Origin of the sequence: Arthrobacter sp. HMWF013 (assembly GCF_003061105.1) — a bacterium.
Taxonomy (GTDB): Bacteria; Actinomycetota; Actinomycetes; order Actinomycetales; family Micrococcaceae; genus Arthrobacter.
Genome location: NZ_QAIQ01000638.1, coordinates 1 through 15,999 on the forward strand (window position 1 = coordinate 1; position 15,999 = coordinate 15,999).

Annotated in this window: 15 protein-coding genes; 8 read left to right on the forward strand and 7 right to left on the reverse strand. The window is 66.5% G+C overall.

The window, feature by feature from the left end; genetic code table 11:
- Window positions 1–36: 36 nt before the first annotated feature.
- Both DBR22_RS21205 and DBR22_RS21210 read right to left on the reverse strand, forming a co-directional pair.
- Entirely contained in the window at window positions 37–237 is a 201-nt protein-coding gene (locus DBR22_RS21205; protein WP_108600620.1) for a hypothetical protein, read from the reverse strand.
- A gap of 113 nt (window positions 238–350) precedes the next feature.
- Window positions 351–1,823: an amidase gene (locus tag DBR22_RS21210; protein ID WP_258229360.1), complete on the reverse strand. Its 1,473-nt coding sequence runs from the start codon at window positions 1,821–1,823 to the stop codon at window positions 351–353.
- A gap of 111 nt (window positions 1,824–1,934) precedes the next feature.
- Between DBR22_RS21210 and DBR22_RS21215 the strand changes: the two genes are divergently transcribed.
- The 3 genes from DBR22_RS21215 to DBR22_RS21225 all read left to right on the forward strand — a co-directional run bounded on the left by DBR22_RS21215 (window position 1,935) and on the right by DBR22_RS21225 (window position 3,601).
- A complete protein-coding gene (locus DBR22_RS21215; RefSeq protein WP_108600621.1) occupies window positions 1,935–2,261 on the forward strand; it encodes a rhodanese-like domain-containing protein in 327 nt (108 codons plus the stop codon).
- A gap of 51 nt (window positions 2,262–2,312) precedes the next feature.
- Window positions 2,313–3,293 carry a prephenate dehydratase gene (gene pheA / locus DBR22_RS21220; RefSeq protein WP_108600622.1) on the forward strand — a complete coding sequence of 327 codons (981 nt, stop codon included), beginning with the start codon at window positions 2,313–2,315 and terminating at the stop codon, window positions 3,291–3,293.
- Between the two features lie 95 nt (window positions 3,294–3,388).
- A complete protein-coding gene (locus DBR22_RS21225; protein ID WP_108600623.1) occupies window positions 3,389–3,601 on the forward strand; it encodes a hypothetical protein in 213 nt (70 codons plus the stop codon).
- 27 nt (window positions 3,602–3,628) lie between these two features.
- Here the strand turns inward: DBR22_RS21225 and DBR22_RS21230 are convergent, their stop codons facing one another.
- Window positions 3,629–4,687, reverse strand: a complete 1,059-nt coding sequence (locus DBR22_RS21230) for a diacylglycerol/lipid kinase family protein (protein ID WP_108600624.1) — start codon at window positions 4,685–4,687, stop codon at window positions 3,629–3,631.
- Between the two features lie 88 nt (window positions 4,688–4,775).
- Between DBR22_RS21230 and serS the strand changes: the two genes are divergently transcribed.
- Window positions 4,776–6,056 carry a serine--tRNA ligase gene (gene serS / locus DBR22_RS21235; RefSeq protein ID WP_108600625.1) on the forward strand — a complete coding sequence of 427 codons (1,281 nt, stop codon included), beginning with the start codon at window positions 4,776–4,778 and terminating at the stop codon, window positions 6,054–6,056.
- Between the two features lie 266 nt (window positions 6,057–6,322).
- Entirely contained in the window at window positions 6,323–7,183 is an 861-nt protein-coding gene (locus DBR22_RS21240; RefSeq protein WP_108600626.1) for an HAD family hydrolase, read from the forward strand.
- Between the two features lie 157 nt (window positions 7,184–7,340).
- Here DBR22_RS21240 and DBR22_RS21245 read toward each other — a convergent pair whose 3' ends face one another.
- Entirely contained in the window at window positions 7,341–7,940 is a 600-nt protein-coding gene (locus DBR22_RS21245; protein ID WP_108600627.1) for a hypothetical protein, read from the reverse strand.
- Window positions 7,941–8,080: 140 nt separating this feature from the next.
- Here DBR22_RS21245 and DBR22_RS21250 point away from each other — a divergent pair, with 140 nt between their 5' ends.
- Window positions 8,081–10,489: a phosphoketolase family protein gene (locus DBR22_RS21250; protein ID WP_108600628.1), complete on the forward strand. Its 2,409-nt coding sequence runs from the start codon at window positions 8,081–8,083 to the stop codon at window positions 10,487–10,489.
- A gap of 87 nt (window positions 10,490–10,576) precedes the next feature.
- Here DBR22_RS21250 and DBR22_RS21255 read toward each other — a convergent pair whose 3' ends face one another.
- Window positions 10,577–11,326: a DUF429 domain-containing protein gene (locus DBR22_RS21255; protein WP_108600633.1), complete on the reverse strand. Its 750-nt coding sequence runs from the start codon at window positions 11,324–11,326 to the stop codon at window positions 10,577–10,579.
- A 125-nt stretch (window positions 11,327–11,451) separates the two neighbouring features.
- Between DBR22_RS21255 and DBR22_RS21260 the strand changes: the two genes are divergently transcribed.
- Window positions 11,452–12,288 carry an alpha/beta fold hydrolase gene (locus DBR22_RS21260; protein ID WP_108600629.1) on the forward strand — a complete coding sequence of 279 codons (837 nt, stop codon included), beginning with the start codon at window positions 11,452–11,454 and terminating at the stop codon, window positions 12,286–12,288.
- Here the strand turns inward: DBR22_RS21260 and DBR22_RS21265 are convergent.
- Together DBR22_RS21265 and DBR22_RS21270 are read right to left on the reverse strand one after the other, a co-directional pair.
- Window positions 12,222–13,616, reverse strand: a complete 1,395-nt coding sequence (locus DBR22_RS21265) for a carboxylesterase family protein (RefSeq protein WP_108600630.1) — start codon at window positions 13,614–13,616, stop codon at window positions 12,222–12,224. The two genes, DBR22_RS21260 and DBR22_RS21265, sit on opposite strands and share 67 nt — an antisense overlap.
- A gap of 177 nt (window positions 13,617–13,793) precedes the next feature.
- Window positions 13,794–14,282: an inorganic diphosphatase gene (locus DBR22_RS21270; RefSeq protein WP_108600631.1), complete on the reverse strand. Its 489-nt coding sequence runs from the start codon at window positions 14,280–14,282 to the stop codon at window positions 13,794–13,796.
- Window positions 14,283–14,539: 257 nt separating this feature from the next.
- On the opposite strand from DBR22_RS21270, the gene dacB reads away from it, so the two are divergent.
- Window positions 14,540–15,934, forward strand: a complete 1,395-nt coding sequence (gene dacB / locus DBR22_RS21275; RefSeq protein WP_258229361.1) for a D-alanyl-D-alanine carboxypeptidase/D-alanyl-D-alanine endopeptidase — start codon at window positions 14,540–14,542, stop codon at window positions 15,932–15,934.
- Window positions 15,935–15,999: the final 65 nt, after the last annotated feature.

Here is a 15,999-nt window from a genome sequence, read left to right on the forward strand (position 1 = left end):
GTCCGGGGCCTTTCGTCGGGTGGGAGACCAAAGTGGTCAGACCCTCTCGTGGGTGCGCTCAGCAGCCGGTTCCTGGGCGTCAGTCTTCCGGCGGCGCGGGAAGGCCCAGAAAGAGAAGTCCTGGGCCGTGTAATGCGGCTCCTGACGCTCCGGTGGGGTTTCCTTGCGCGGTTCAGGTTTCCGGCCGGTGTCCTTCTTGGCCCGCCACCCGAAATCCTCCATCGATGAATAGCACATCACAAACCTCCTCATAGTGACTGCGCTCTTAATCCTCCTCCGGATTGGTCCCGGAGTCGACACCCCCAACCCACGGCAAGACTGTGCCGAGGTGCCTCCCAAAGCACCCAAAGTTAGAAACCGATCTGGGCCGCCACCTGCAGCAGGAGCGCTTCCGATCCCGCCGGTCCCACGAGCTGTATTCCCATGGGGAGGCCGTGGCCGTGCTGTCCGCCGGTCCAATGGACGGGAATGGTGATGGCAGGAAGGCCGCAGACGTTGACCATGGATGACCACGGCGCGAACTCGCACTGGCGCCGGTAGTCGCCGTCGGCGTCGTGGTCCCACTCCGCGGCCGGCCAGCGACCGTCGCCGTGAGTGGCGCCGGTGAACCAGCCCACCGGCCGCGGGGTCTGTGCGAGGGCCGGCGTCAGCATCAGGTCCCATTCCCCGTACTGCGTGATGGTGTCGCGCGCGAACTGGCGGAGGAATGCCAGGGATTCGTTCAGTTTCGCGGCGCTGCGCTGTTGGGCCCGGCGCCGAAAAGTGCGGGTCAGCGGCGTGAGGAGGGCTTCGCGGTGCGGACTGATGCGGGCTGTGCCAACGGGCGCTGTCCAGGCCGTGGTGAAGGCGTCGGGGTAGCGGTTGTCATAGCGGATGGCGGCTTCGGCAACACCGTGCCCGGCATCCTCAAGCATGTCGCGGCCAGTCTGCAACGCGTCCAGGGCCTCCGGTTCCGGCGTGAACGGGAAGATAGCGGACCAGGGGCTGTCCAGGGTCAGCCCGATCCGCAGCCGGCGGGGTTCGCGCCCCACCGCATCGAGGAAGCTGCCGCCGGCGGCGGGCACCAGCGCATCCATCATCAGCGCTGCATCAGCGGCATTCCGGGCAAGAGGTCCCGCCACCACCAGACGGCCGGGATCGCCCGAACTCTCGCCCGAGGGCACCAGTCCGCGTCCGGGTTTGAGGCCCACCAGACCACAGGCCGCCGCCGGGATGCGGACTGATCCGCCGCCGTCGGACCCTGGTGCGAAGGGAAGCAGGCCCGCGGCAACCGCCGCGGCACTGCCCCCGGACGAGCCGCCGGAACTCCGGCTCAGTGCGTACGGATTGCGCGACGGCGGGGCGATGCGGTTTTCGCTGTATGCCGTCAGTCCGAACTCCGGAACCTGGGTCTTTCCCAGAGAGATGACTCCGGCAGCTTTGAGGAGCGCAGGGAGGGCGCCGTCCACGGGAGCAGGCTTGCGGTCCAACGCTGCGCTGCCGTGCGTGGTCACCACGCCTGCCACATCAGTCAGGTCCTTGAAGGCCAGTGGCATCCCGTGCAGGAAGGGCAACTCCCCGTCGCCGCCAACTGACGTTCCCGCGCCCGCTCCTTTCCGGACCCGGGCGAATCGTTTGTCGGCTGCGTCGGCATCGACCAGCGCCTGTTCGGCGGTCACGTTGATAAAGGCCCCAAGCCGCGGATTCCGGTCTTCGATGCGGGCCAGGAAATGGGCGGTGGCTTCCCGCGCGGAGACTTCCCCGCTGCGGAGCGCATCCCTGAGCCTGACGGCCGGGAGCTCGTGGATCTCAGTCCCGGCACCGGTCGGCTGCACAGCGGTCAAGGCGCCTCCTCAGAATCAGATAGAAGCGTAACCTGCCCGGACGGCAGCGGGCATGGCCGGTGGCTGGCGCTAGGCTGGGATCAGACCATGATGTTCCGAAGGAGGACTCCTGTGAGCGATTTCGATACTGTGCCAGTCAACGATGTTCCGGACGAGGCAGTAATCCTGGATGTGCGCGAAGACTACGAGTGGGTAGCCGGTCACGCCGATGGCGCCCTCCACATTCCGCTGGACCAGCTTCCGGCCCGGCTGGACGAACTGGACCCGGACCAGGATCTGTACGTCATCTGCAGGACGGGCGGCCGGTCGCAACGTGCCGCCCAGTGGCTCACCGCCCAGGGCTATGCGGCCATCAACGTGGCCGGCGGTATGGACCAGTGGCTCGAATCAGGTAAGCCGCTGGTTTCGGACAACGGCCTCAAGCCGCTGATCCTGTAGTCCATCCGGGCACCAGCTCCGTCAGCGTTCATCACCCTAGGGGAATACTTCATGCCGGCGTCACCCACTACGTACACCTTCCTGGGTCCCGAAGGCACCTTCACCGAAGCGGCGCTGATGCAGGTCCCCGGCGCCGCGCAGGCAACGCGTGTCCCGGCCTCCAACGTCAACGCTGCGCTGGACAGGGTGCGCGAAGGCTCCGCAGATGCGGCTATGGTCCCCATCGAGAACTCGGTGGAAGGGGGCGTCACCGCGACCCTTGACGCCATCGCCAGCGGGCAGGAGCTACGGATCATCCGGGAGGTCCTGGTCCCGATCAGCTTCGTGCTGGTGGCCCGGCCCGGACTGGCGGTCTCCGCGATCCGCCGCATCTCGACCCATGGCCATGCGTGGGCGCAGTGCCGGCTCTGGGTCGACGCCAATATTCCCGGCGCAGAATATGTCCCCGGCTCGTCCACGGCGGCGGCGGCCATGGGTCTGCTGGAGGACGATGCCCATTACGACGCCGCCATTTGCGCTCCCATAGTGGCGCAGGAGCAGCCTGGACTGGCTGTCCTTGCGGAGAACATTGGCGATAACCCGGGTGCCGTGACCCGGTTCATTCTGGTCAGCCGGCCGGGTGCCCTGCCCGAGCGGACCGGAGCCGACAAGACCACCGTGGTGGTCCCGCTTCCGGAAGACCGCCCGGGCGCACTGATGGAGATCCTGGACCAGTTCGCCACCCGCGGCGTCAACCTGAGCCGGATCGAGTCCCGCCCCACCGGCCAGTATCTGGGCCACTACTTCTTCAGTATTGATGCGGACGGCCATGTCGGGGATGCGCGGGTTGCCGACGCCCTGGCAGGGTTGCACCGGATCAGCCCTGGCACCCGTTTCCTGGGTTCGTACGGCCGGGCGGATGCCCAGAGTGCTTCGGTGGCTCCCCACACGTCCGACGAGGCATTCCAGGCGGCGCATGCCTGGGTGGCCGGCATTCTGAAGGGCGCTCCCGCGGCACCTGAAACCGTTTCCGGAGCTTCGCCCACAGCGTAGGTGAATGCCGGCCAAGGTACTTCCCCGGGGCAACTACTGTGCGTATGCTTACTTGATCCACTTGGGGGGATGGCCCCTAACGAAGGGAGCGGGTCATGAACACCAGCAGCACAGATAACGACGGTCAGGGCATGATCGTCAACCCCAAGCCCACCGCTGACAATCAGGACTGGGACGGCGACGACGCTGACCGCGCTGACCGCCTGCGCTTTGAAGAAGAGCAGGCCATGATCCGTGAACAGTCGGAAGCACGTGCCGCCGCGAAGGCTGCCGCAGAGAACAAAACCGCCAAGAAGGCCAGCGCCTAGGCCTGTTTCGCCCGGATCCTGCCCACCTTAGCCCGGCTGGCCCGCCACCCTGATCAGCAGCGAACGCGCCTCCACGCGGACCGTTATTTTTGTCGCTTCCCCGGTGGTGTCCCCGTCTACTTGGGTGGGCATCGGTTCGGGGCATTTGATGACAATCTTCCCTGCCCGGTAAACGGTCATGATGGGCAGGTTGCCCTTGTGCTTGAACACGATCTTGGCGTACATGGCCAACCAGCCGACGGCGCTCCGCGGACTCATGACCACCACGTCCAGCATGCCGTCGTCGATCATGGCCTCAGGAATGAAGTCGATGCCTCCTGGAATCAGCCCGCAGTTGGCAAACAGCACGCTGCGGATGTTCCGGACCTGCTCCGGGTTGCCGTCGAGGGCGACGGATACTTTCTTCCGGCGGCCCGGCAGGTGCCGCATCCCCGCCTCCGTGTAGGCCAGCCAGCCCACGGCTCTTTTGAGGCCGTCGTTGGTGTCCGCGAGGATTTCGGCGTCCATGCCGATACCGGCGATGACCAGGAAGGCATGTTCCGAGGAGTGCCCGGTGCGCGAATTCTCGATCCCCATCCGCGCGGTGTCGATGTAGCGCTGCTGGCCGAAGAGTGCAGTCTGCACGTTGGCGTGCAGGTCGTAAACGTCCAGGTCCAGGTTGCGGGCCAGCAGGTTTCCGGTCCCGAGCGGAATGATTCCCATGGCCACCCCCGTATGCGCGAGGGTCTCGGCCACGACGCGTACTGTTCCGTCGCCGCCGCCCACCAGGACGACGTCGGCCTTGTAGTCCAGCGCTGCACGCGCCTGGGAGTGCCCGGGGTCCTCAGCGGTGGTCTCCAGGAACAGCGGTTCGTCCCAACCGGCAGCAATGCAGGCCCGCTGGATGGCTTCCCTGGCGTCTGAGGCGCGTGCCTTGATGGGGTTGAGGATCACCGCCACCCGCTGATGTGCAAGGCCCGTTTCGTGGGCATCCTCGCCCACGGCGCTGCGGACGTGAAGGGCTTTGAGCCGGCGCACGCCCCACCAACTGGAGACGGCGAAAGCCAGTGCTGCCGCGCTCAGGAGGTAGAGAAGCCAGTCGTTCATGGTGCTCCAACAGTATCCCGGCGTCCGTGGCCCCGTTTCCCGCCCGTGCCGGAAGCCCGGCTCCGCCCGGATTGGATACTCTTGTCTGGTGATCGACGTAAAAGAACTCAGCGAAAACCCGGACAAGTTCCGTGCCAGCCAGCGCGCCCGCGGCGCGGACGAATCAGTGGTCGACGCGATCATCTCCGCAGATGCAGCCCGGCGCGCCGCGCTGATCCGCTTTGAGAACCTTCGCGCCGAGCAGAACGTCTTCGGCAAGAAGGTGGCGCAGGCCAAGGGCGACGAGAAAAAAGCACTCCTGGCCGAGGTTAAGGAACTGGCCAACACGGTCAAGGCAGCGTCGGCCGAAGCCGACGCTGTGCAGGCCAAGCAGGACGAGCTGCTCCGCACCATCCCCAACCTCATTGAGGACGGCGTCCCGGAGGGCGGCGAGGACGACTACATCGTGGTAAAGACCGTCGGCACGCCCCGCGAGTTCCCTGACTTTGAGCCGCGCGACCACCTGGAAATCGGCGAACTGATCGGCGCCATCGATATGGAGCGCGGCGCCAAGGTGTCCGGCTCGCGGTTCTACTTCCTGCGCGGTGTGGGTGCCCGCCTGGAGATGGCGCTGCTGCAGATGGCCATGGAGCAGGCCGTGGACGCAGGCTTTGTCCCCATGATCACCCCCACGCTGGTGCGCCCCGAAATCATGCAGGGCACCGGGTTTGACGTGAAGCACGACGCCGAGATCTACCGGCTCGCCGAGGACGATCTTTACCTCGTGGGAACCTCCGAAGTGGCCTTGGCCGGCTACCACGCGGACGAGATCCTGGACCTCACCGCCGGTCCCATCCGTTTCGCCGGGCAAAGCTCCTGCTACCGCCGCGAGGCCGGTTCGCACGGTAAGGACACCCGCGGGATCATCCGCGTCCACCAGTTCAACAAGGTGGAGATGTTCATCTACACCACCGTTGAGGAAGCTGCGGCGGAACACCAGCGGCTCCTGGCGTGGGAAGAGGAAATGCTGGCCAAATGCGAGCTGCCGTACCGCGTCATTGACACCGCGGCCGGCGACCTCGGCATGTCAGCGGCCCGCAAGTTCGACTGCGAAGCCTGGGTGCCCACACAGGGCGCCTACCGTGAGCTGACGTCCACGTCCAACTGCACCACGTTCCAGGCCCGCCGCCTGAACATCCGCGAGCGTGTGATCAACGCAGAAGGCGTGGCCAAGGGCACCCGCGCGGTGGCCACCCTGAACGGGACGCTGGCGACCACCCGCTGGATCGTGGCCATCCTGGAGCACCACCAGAACCCCGACGGCTCGGTTAACGTCCCGGCCGCGCTGCAGAAGTACCTGGGCGGCCTGGAAGTGCTCCCGGTCCTTTAGCTCCGCAGCCTTTTCCGCCGACAAATCCCCGTCACGCGGGACGTCCGCCTACCCCAACGCGGGGTCACTTTTCGCCCGATAAATCCCGATTATCGGGCGAAAAGTGACCCCGCGTTGTGGTTGGAGCGGCGGGCCGGGGCGGTGGCGAAGCAGAGGCGGAGGTTAACACTCACAACGGGGATAACCCTGTGAGTATTAACCGGCTGTTCACTGGGGGTGTGGCCCGCGTCCTAGCCCGTGCTGGGGCCATCTGCTTCACTGGATGCATGACTACATTGACTGAAGGCTCAGTCGCTGGCAACGAAGACCAGCGAAGCACCACTGAAAACAACACTGACCGGTTCATGATCGCACTGGACGTCGACGGCACCCTGGTGGACCACGACGGCCACATGTCACCCGGCGTCCGGGAAGCTGCCCAGGCTGTTGTAGCAGCCGGACACGAGGTCATGATCGCCACCGGCCGGTCCCTGAACGCCACGCTGCCCATCATTGAGCAGATCGGCATCGGCACCGGGTACGCGGTCTGCTGCAACGGCGGCGTCACACTCCGGCTGGATCCCGCCCTGTCCGACGGCTACGAAGTGATCCACAAGGTAACGTTCGACCCCGCTCCTGCCCTCCTTGCGCTCCGGTCCAAGCTCCCCACCGCGAAGTATGCGCTGGAGGACGAGGACGGCAACTTCCTGTCCACCGAGCGATTCCAGGACGCCAGCTTTGGCGTGGAGGCCATCGGCGTCGACTTCCAGACCCTGCTGGAGGCCACGGCTGTCCGCCTCGTCGTGTTCAGCACCGAGAACACCCCTGAAGAATTCTCCGAAACCATCCGCGAGATCGGCCTGGCCGGTGTCACCTACTCCGTCGGCTGGACGGCCTGGCTGGATATCGCCGCGGCAGGGGTGACCAAGGCCAGTGCCCTGGAAATTCTCCGTGGCCGGCTGGACATCGAGCAGCACCTCACGGTGGCCATCGGTGACGGCCGCAATGATATCGAGATGCTCAACTGGGCCGGACGTGGCGTGGCCATGGGCCAGGCGCCTGCAGAAGTGATCGCGGTGGCCAACGAGGTCACCGCTTCCGTGTACGACGACGGCGCCGCCCACGTGCTGCGCAGCCTCCTGCCGTAGCGGCTGCTTCCGCCCCGCCCCGCCCTGGAGTTTTGTCCAGGTAGGCACCCAAAGCCCTTCATGAGCGCATTTTCGGACAATTCCCAGCGGAGGCCTTACCGCTGCTGGGGTACTCTTGGCCGGCCACGCAGCCATTGCCCCTTCTGGTCAGAGGTGTTCAGCGCACTTCGAGGATCAGTGCCAGCAACCGGGCCGCGGCCGGACGGGCGGCGTGTTCCTCAGCCCATTGCGACCTCGCCACGGCCTTGCTGACGGCCTGGGTGGTGATCCCCAATTCCTGGGCCACGGCTTTCTGTTGCCCGCGGACCCCGGGCGTCATCAGATCCAGGACGCGCCACTCGGCCCCGCTCCGGTCGCGGACAATGTGGCCCAGCAGCCGGAGGACTGCCTCGGCTTCGTGGGCGATGTCTGCGAGTGGCCCCTCCACGGCAACAGGGATGCGTTCCTTGCCGTTCCGGAGCCGGTCCACGGCACGGCGGGCATAGACCAGGCTGTGTCCGGAAGCGTCCTTGATCTGGTTGGGAAGCGGCTCATTGACGGGCCCCACGCCGATCCCCACATACCAGGAACCGCAGCGCAAGGCGATCAGCGCTGCCTCCACTGCCTGGTGCGGGCAGTCCACAATGCCCTGGACCTCGTCCTCCACGGACCTGTCGAAATCCAGGCGCGCCGGAATGTGCCGCAGGTCCTTCAGCAGTTGAGGGACACGGTCGCCGTCGCGTCGGCTATCCGTTTGGTTGATGGTCAACGTGAACATTGTGAACAAAGACTACCCGCAGGTAGCTATCGCGGGCCAAGTCGGAGAACGGCTGCCAAAAGGGCTTGTGTTCACTGGTTGAAAGATGTTGCGATGGAGGCGCTGTTGCCAGGGGGCGGCAGAGCTACGGGAGGATGGTTATGGCCGGCAGCATCACGCAGGACGAGCTCGAACTGGTGGACCGCTGGTGGCGGGCCGCGAACTACCTTTCGGTGGGACAGATCTACCTCCGCTCCAATCCGCTCCTGCGCGAGCCGCTGAGCGCGGGGGACACCAAGTCCAGGCTTCTCGGTCACTGGGGGACAACGCCTGGACTGAACTTCGTCTACGGCCACCTGAACCGGGTGATCCGGCGTGACTCCCAGGAGATGCTTTTCGTCGCGGGCCCCGGCCATGGCGGCCCCGCCGTGGTGGCCAACGCCTGGCTCGAGGGCACCTACTCCGAGATCTACGGCCAGGTGGGGAATGACGGAGAGGGCATGGCCGAACTGTTCCGCCAGTTCTCCTACCCCGGCGGCATTCCCAGCCACGCGGCACCCGAGACGCCCGGGTCCATCAGCGAGGGCGGCGAACTGGGGTACTCGCTGGCCCATGCGTACGGGTCCGTATTCGACAACCCCGAGCTGATCACCGCCGTCGTCATCGGGGACGGAGAGGCGGAGACCGGTCCGCTGGCGGCGAGCTGGCACTCCCATAACTTCCTGGATCCGGTGGCGGACGGCGCTGTGCTGCCCATCCTGCACCTCAACGGATACAAGATAGCCAACCCCACCATCCTGGCGCGCATGCCGGAAGATCAGTTGGAGCAGCTGCTGCGCGGCTACGGCCACGAACCGTATTTCGTGACGGTCAAGGACCCGGACAGCACGGCCCAGGCGCACCGGGACTTCGCGGACGCGCTCGAGTCATCCCTGGCCGGCATCCGGGCCATCCAGGATGCGCGACGCAACGGTCACGGCGGGACAGAGGGCGATGCTCCCGACGGCGGCACTCCAGGCAGCGATGCCGCTCCGCGGTGGCCCATGATTGTCCTGCGCTCGCCGAAAGGCTGGACCGGTCCGCGGGTGGTGGACGGACTGCAGGTGGAAGGCACCTGGCGCAGCCATCAGGTCCCGCTTTCCGAGGTCCGCACCAACGGCGGGCACCTGAAACAGCTGGAGGAATGGCTGAAATCATACGGCCCCGACGAACTGTTCGACGGCGACGGGCGGCTCATGCCCGATGTTGCGGCGAATGCGCCTGCCGGGCACCTGCGGATGAGTGCCACGCCCCACGCCAACGGCGGGCTGCTGCGCAGGCCCCTGAAGCTCCCCGCGTACGCCGACCACGCCGTCGACGTCCCCGCATCAGGGACCGAACGGATCAGCCCCATGATCACGCTGGGCTCGTGGATGCGGGACGTCATCTCGCTGAACCCGGAAACGTTCCGGCTGTTCGGGCCGGACGAGACAGCATCCAACCGGCTCCAGAGCGTTTACGAGGTCACCGACAAGGTGTGGCAGTACCGGATTGACGACGTCGACGAACACCTCGCGCGGTCCGGCCGGGTGATGGAGGTGCTCAGTGAGCACCTGTGCCAGGGCTGGCTGGAGGGCTACCTCCTGACCGGACGGCACGGCGTGTTCAGCTGTTACGAAGCCTTCATCCACATCGTCGATTCCATGTTCAACCAGCACGCCAAGTGGCTCAAAGTCCACAGCCAGCTGCCCTGGCGCCAGCCCGTGGCATCGCTGAACTACCTGTTGTCCTCCCACGTCTGGCAGCAGGACCACAACGGCTTCTCGCACCAGGACCCGGGCTTCATCGACCACGCGGTGAATAAAAAGGCCGAGGTCATCAGGGTCTACCTGCCGCCGGACGTGAACACGTTGCTCTCCGTGATGGAGCACTGCCTGGCGTCCACGGATTACGTGAACATCGTGGTCAGCGGCAAGCAGCCCTCACCGACGTGGCTGGGGCCGACCGACGCCGAAAACCACTGCCGCCGCGGACTGGGGATCTGGGGGTTCGCCGGGTCCGAAGTGGCAGGGGAGGAGCCCGATGTTGTGCTCGCCTGCGCCGGCGACGTGCCCACCGTGGAGACCGTCGCAGCGGCTGAACTGCTCAGGCAGGGCGCCCCGGAGCTGAAAGTCCGGGTGGTCAACGTGGTGGATCTGATGCGGCTGCAGGACGTGAGTGAGCACCCGCACGGCCTCCCGGCGTCGGACTTTGACGGTATTTTCACTCCGGACAAGCCGATCATTTTCGCCTACCACGGCTACCCGGCCCTGATCCACCGCCTCGCGTACCGCCGGACCAACCAGGAGGGCCTCCACGTCCGGGGATACAAGGAAGAGGGCACCACCACCACGCCGTTCGACATGGCGATGCTCAACGGGATCGACCGTTTCCAGCTGGCCATCGATGCCATTGACCGGGTGCCGGGCCTGGCGGAAAAGCACTCCATGCTGCGGCAGACGCTTCAGGACAGGCGGATGCAGGCCCGGGAACACACCCGCACCCACGGCGAGGACCCGGAGGAAATCCGCAACTGGACGCTGACACCCTGAGCCAAAGCAACGCGGGGTCACTTTTCGCCCGAAAATCAGGGTTTATTGGACCAAAAGTGACCCCGCGTTGCTCCTGTGGAACCGGTATCACCCAAGGCTGGCGAGCCCGCCCGACGGCACGTGGATCCAGCCCTCGGTCAGGGCCGCGGCGGCGTAAGGCTCCGGCGGACGGAGTGTCTGGCCCAGACTGACGGCGCGGGCGGTCAGCGAGGCGATCACCGCATCAAAAAGGTCATCGGAGGCGGCCAGCCGGTCCTCGTGACCGGCCAGGTCCAGCCACGGCGCCGCCGCAGCCAAATGGTCCAGGAGAACGCCCAGCCGTTCCGCCTCGGGTGCACGGCCGCCCTTGTACCCACGAGCCAGAAGGCCCCAGGTTTTCAAAGACGCAGCGGGATAGACCTCGGCCAGCCGCCCGGATCCGTCCCTCGCCTGCGGCCCGTACCCAGCCGCGATCTTGGCCTGGATCACCGCGCACCTCATGGCCGGGTGGGCGAGCCGGTCTGCAGAGACGCTGAGCGGGATCAGCCCGGTGAGGCCGGTGACGAACCGGTCGGTGTCGCGGTAGGCCAGGAGGCGGCGGCCCTCGATCCCGTCATGGTCCAGGACCGGCAGGGCGTCAAAGTTCAGGTGCCCGGCAAGGAACGGCAGGAACGCATCCGGCCACCCCACCGGGCAGTCGATGCCGGTCATGGAGCTGCTTCCGAACAGCTCCACAATCTCCGTGTCACCCACGTCCAGGGCCAGATGCTCCAGGCGGGCCGCGCCGGCGTCCCATTCCAGCACGGCCACGGCCGTCTTCTTCGTGGCTGCGGCCAGATCCACCCCGAGCGTCTTCACGTCACCAGACTTTACCGCCGGCGCCTTGGTAACGTACTGGACATCAGGTGACGCCCAGCCCTGATTCTGCAAGGCTGTTCCTGGTGGGCCGGCTGCCGGCTTACGGGCCCGAAAGGATCACCTGCATGCCATGGCTTGATGTGCTCGGCAACGATATTCACTACACGGACTCAGGCCGCGGCCAACCGGTGGTGCTGCTGCACGGCCACGCATCTTCGGCGGCATGCTGGGAACCGATAATCCGTGAACTCGAGCGGACCTTCCGGGTGCTGGCATACGATACCTACGACCACGGCTGGTCCTCGAACTCCCCGCGGCAGGGACCGCTGGTTGACCGGGTCGCAGAGCTTGAGCATTTCATCGACTCCCTGGGCCTGCAGAACGCGATCATTGTGGGGCAATCCATGGGCGGAATGACCGCGCTTCGGTGGGCCGTCCGCCACCCCGGCGCCGCCCCTGCCCTTGTAGTGTGCGGGATGGGCTGGCCGCTGGTTGTCCCACCTCCCGGACAACCGGGCCCGCCGGAAAAGTTCGAGGTGTTCAGCTCGCTGGACGACGACGAACGTATCTGGCTGGGTGTAGGAAACTCGTTCACGGAGCGCTGGATCGCCGAGAACCCCAAGGACTTTGCCCGCTACGTCAGGGTTCGATCAACTGCCACCGCCATTGAAGCGGCCCGCCACCCGCGCAGCCTTGAACAAAGCCAAGGGGAGTTCCTCAGCGCTGACCCGCAGGACGTCGAATGGTTCCAGCAGGGACTGGAATCCATCACCAGCCCGCTGGCGGTGCTGATTGGGGCCGGGGAAAGGCCGCGCATCCGCCGGGGAGCTGAGCACGTTGCCGCGACGGTGCCCGGGGCCCGCCTCCTGATTGTGGAGGACGCCGGCCACAATGCCTACTTCCAGCGCCAGGACATTCTGGTGGAGGCCATCCGCAGCACAGCCGCCACCACGCGACGCTGACGCCGCGGGGCCGGCTGCGGCTCTGAAGTGTATTTCAATGCGCCCGGGATTTCACCCGTTTCACCGAGGCCATCGCCGCGGGCAAACGAAGCCCAGAGCCGGCGGACCTCACGGCCCACGGCGTTGGTCTCGTCCCACGAGGCGCCGGCAAGCAGGCCCGCCGCTTCCCAGGTCTTCCGGTTGCCGAAGAGCAGCGGGAGATCAACGGTGTGCGCGGCCCGGTAGAAGTTACCCGGGGCTCCCCAGGAGAGCACGTAGCTGTACGCCTTGCCGCCCGCGCGGGCGTGCCGGCGGGCAAACCGGCGGGCCGACCTGCCGTAGACCGCTTCCGTGATCGCCCAGTTGATGGCCTTCACCGCGGCGCCGCCCAGGAGGGGGACCTTGGCCAGCCGCCCCACAACCGGGTTCCGGGGCAGGAACAGCCGGGCCTCATCGGAGGTGTGGCCGATCAGCACGTCGATGGCCGGGGCCGTCGTGTTCCAGGCGGCTTCAATCTCGTCTTCCGGCGGCAGCGGGGCGTGGCCGTACTGGGTGCCGAACGGCATGGCAGCCATCAGCCCGTACTTCCTGGCCACCTGCGAGACGTGGCCTTCAATCTCCACAACGTCCAGCATCGGAGTGTCCTCGGTGACCGCTTCCGCCGCGATGCCCATGGCAGTGCTCATCCTGTGCCGGCCCCGGGTGATTCCCAGCGGCGCACTCTGGATGATGGCCCGCTGGAACAAGGACGGCGCTTCCGGAGCTGCCATCAGGTGCGCGACCGAATCGCCCCCGGCGGACTGCCCGAACGCCGTGACGCACCCCGGGTCGCCGCCGAATGCGCCGATGTTCCGCTGCACCCAGCGGAACGCCTCGAGCTGGTCCAGCAGGCCGAGGTTTGCAGGCCGGCCGGTACCGGTGGCCAGATACCCGAACAGGCCGAGGCGGTATGTCACGGACACCACAATGACGCGGTTTTCGGCAACAAGGGTCTTCGGGTCGAAAATCGCCAGATCGCCGGAGCCTGATGTGTACGAGCCGCCGTGCAGCCACACCATCACCGGCATCCGCTCGTCGTCGTCGAGACCTGAGGGGATGGTGATTGAGAGGTTCTGACAGTCTTCGCTGCCGGGGAGTTCCCCGTAAAAGGTGCCCAGGATGTCATCCAGGAAAGGAACGGGACCCTGCGGGCAGGCGGGCGCCAGCGTTGTGGCGGCGAAATCGGAAGCCCGGTCCGGCGCAGCGACCGGGGGCTGAAAGCGGCCCGCGGTGGCATAGGGGATCCCGGTGGCGCGCAGCACTTCACCGTCCCGCCAGCCGGTGACCGGACCGCATGGAGGATTGAACAACGGAGGATCAGACAACGGAGGCTTAGACGAAGGTTCGGAACTCACAGGGCAACGATTCCACAGAAACCACCGGCCTGTTAAACCACAACGCGGGGTCACTTCCGGCCCGATTCCGGGTGGGAATCGGGCGGGAAGTGACCCCGCGTTGCTTTAAGCGGTGAGGATAGTCGGTGGGGACTAGTGAGCTACCGGCACGTAACGCTTGATGGAGGCTTCCAGCTCGGCTTCGGCGGCGGCGCGGTCGCCCCAGCCCTCGGCCTTGACCCACTTGCCCGGCTCCAGGTCCTTGTAACGGGTGAAGAAGTGCTCGATTTCCTTGATCAGGAATTCGCTGACGTCGCTGACTTCCTGGATGTGGTCGAAGCGGGCGTCAACAGGAACGCACAGGACCTTGGCATCTCCGCCGCCGTCGTCGGTCATGTTGAAAACGCCGATGGGGCGGGATTCGACGATGACGCCGGGGTGCAGATCGAAGTCCTGCAGGAGCACCAGTGCATCCAGCGGGTCGCCGTCTTCGCCCAGGGTGTTCTCGAAGAACCCGTAGTGCGTGGGGTACTGCATGGAGGTGAAGAGGACGCGGTCCAGGCGGACGCGGCCGGTCTCGTGGTCAACTTCGTACTTGACGCGGGATCCCTTGGGGATCTCGATTGTCACGTCATGCTTCATGGAATGCTCCTCGGCAATTGCAGGGGTTCGCGGCACAGAAGACGAACCGCAAAAGGAGTGTCGGTGCCGCCGACTATTATTGAGGATATAGCGAGAGGCCCGGGTTTCAGGAACTGGCGGGGAAATTTCAGGACTTGAGGACCAGCACCAGCATGAACCAAACATCGGCCCCGGGCGGGAGCAAGGACCCGTTCCGGCGTGTGCTGCACCGGATACTTAAGGCCTGGCCCACTGCGCTGCTGCTGGCTTTGATCGTGATGGTGGCCCTGCCCGCGGGCTGGCTGATCGCCCCCGCCTTCATCGGGCCGCCTCCGGTCACCGCGCCCCAAGTACCGGCCTGGCAGCAGGCCCCCACAACGCTTTCTGCCGGCCAGGGCCTGGAGCCGCTGCAGGATTCAGCGCCGGTTCCGCTGCCGGCTGCCGTGACTGCGCAGCTGGACTCCCACTTAGAGCCCGACGGCGGCGGCACCTTCACGGGGATGGTCCAGGACGCGTTGACGGGCCAGGTCCTCTACGACCGCGGGGGCTCGGAGAACCGGATCCCCGCCTCCAACATGAAGCTGCTCACCGCCGTGGCCGCCCTGCGGGCCATCGGGCCCGAACACCGGTTCAGCACCAAGGTCCTGGCGGGCCCCGGCCCGGACCAGGTGACATTGGCCGGTGGCGGCGATGTCCTCCTCGGAGCCGGCGAATCAGCGCCGGACCAGGTGATGGGCCACGCCGGGCTCGCCTCGCTGGCCGCGGCCACGGTGGCCGTGCTCAAGGATCAGGGAGCAGCCGGCGGGGTAACGGTCCTGGTGGACGATTCGCTGTTCACCGGCCCAAACCTGAATCCGGCGTGGGAGCAGGGTGACGTTGCGGCAGGCGAAGTGGCGCCGCTGTTTCCCCTCGCGTTGAACTCGGCACGGTTCGATCCTGCCGTCACCACCGGCCCCCGGCCGCAGGATTCTGCCGTGACGGCAGGGGAGGCGTTCGCCGCGCAGCTCAAAGCGGCGGGTTCCGCTGCGGGGTTCACGGTGGCCGCCGGCGTCGGGCGTTACTCACCTTCCGGAGCCGGGGAAGTGGCTGCGGGAGCGGAACCGGCGGTCCTGGCAGAGGTCCGGTCCGCCACTGTGGGCGAGCAGGTGGACCTGATGCTGCAGTCCTCGGACAACTACCTGGCGGAGGTGCTGGGCAGGATGGCCTCGGCCGCTTCCGGCGGTCCTGCCAGCAATGAAGGCGCCACCGCTGCGGTCCGTACGCAACTGGCGGACGCGGGCATCCCCACGGACACCCTGAATCTGGCCGACGTGTCCGGGCTGGCGCTGGGCAACCAGGTCTCCGCCCGGCAGTTCGCCGAGGTGGTCAGGGCCATCACCACCGGTCCCGACACCAGGCTGCGCGAGGCGCTGGACGGATTCCCGGTGGCCGGCGTGACCGGAACCCTGGACGCCCGCTACGGGAATGATGCCACGGTCCGCGGCGCCGGGCTGGTACGGGCCAAAACCGGCACGCTGAACTCGGTGATCGCACTGAGCGGCTATGTGGTGGACGCCGACGGCCGGCTCCTGGTCTTCTCCTTTATCGGCAACGGGCTGACGCCGGGAGCGGCCGGAAACCGGGACGCCCTGGACCGTGCGGCCACGGCGCTCGCGGCCTGCGGCTGCCGGTAGGGATCCGGCGCGCGGGGATTCAGGGTGCTTTAGGTGCCGGCGGAACCGTGCGGATCAGCGGCGGG

Excerpts from the sequence above, each read along its gene's own strand:
- dacB (WP_258229361.1), top strand. The coding sequence starts at position 14,540 with ATGGTGGCCCTGCCCGCGGGCTGGCTGATCGCCCCCGCCTTCATCGGG.
- DBR22_RS21270 (WP_108600631.1), bottom strand. The coding sequence starts at position 14,282 with ATGAAGCATGACGTGACAATCGAGATCCCCAAGGGATCCCGCGTCAAG.
- DBR22_RS21250 (WP_108600628.1), top strand. The coding sequence starts at position 8,081 with ATGGCCGGCAGCATCACGCAGGACGAGCTCGAACTGGTGGACCGCTGG.
- DBR22_RS21245 (WP_108600627.1), bottom strand. The coding sequence starts at position 7,940 with ATGTTCACGTTGACCATCAACCAAACGGATAGCCGACGCGACGGCGAC.
- DBR22_RS21240 (WP_108600626.1), top strand. The coding sequence starts at position 6,323 with ATGACTACATTGACTGAAGGCTCAGTCGCTGGCAACGAAGACCAGCGA.
- DBR22_RS21260 (WP_108600629.1), top strand. The coding sequence starts at position 11,452 with ATGCCATGGCTTGATGTGCTCGGCAACGATATTCACTACACGGACTCA.
- DBR22_RS21205 (WP_108600620.1), bottom strand. The coding sequence starts at position 237 with ATGTGCTATTCATCGATGGAGGATTTCGGGTGGCGGGCCAAGAAGGAC.
- DBR22_RS21225 (WP_108600623.1), top strand. The coding sequence starts at position 3,389 with ATGAACACCAGCAGCACAGATAACGACGGTCAGGGCATGATCGTCAAC.
- pheA (WP_108600622.1), top strand. The coding sequence starts at position 2,313 with ATGCCGGCGTCACCCACTACGTACACCTTCCTGGGTCCCGAAGGCACC.
- DBR22_RS21230 (WP_108600624.1), bottom strand. The coding sequence starts at position 4,687 with ATGAACGACTGGCTTCTCTACCTCCTGAGCGCGGCAGCACTGGCTTTC.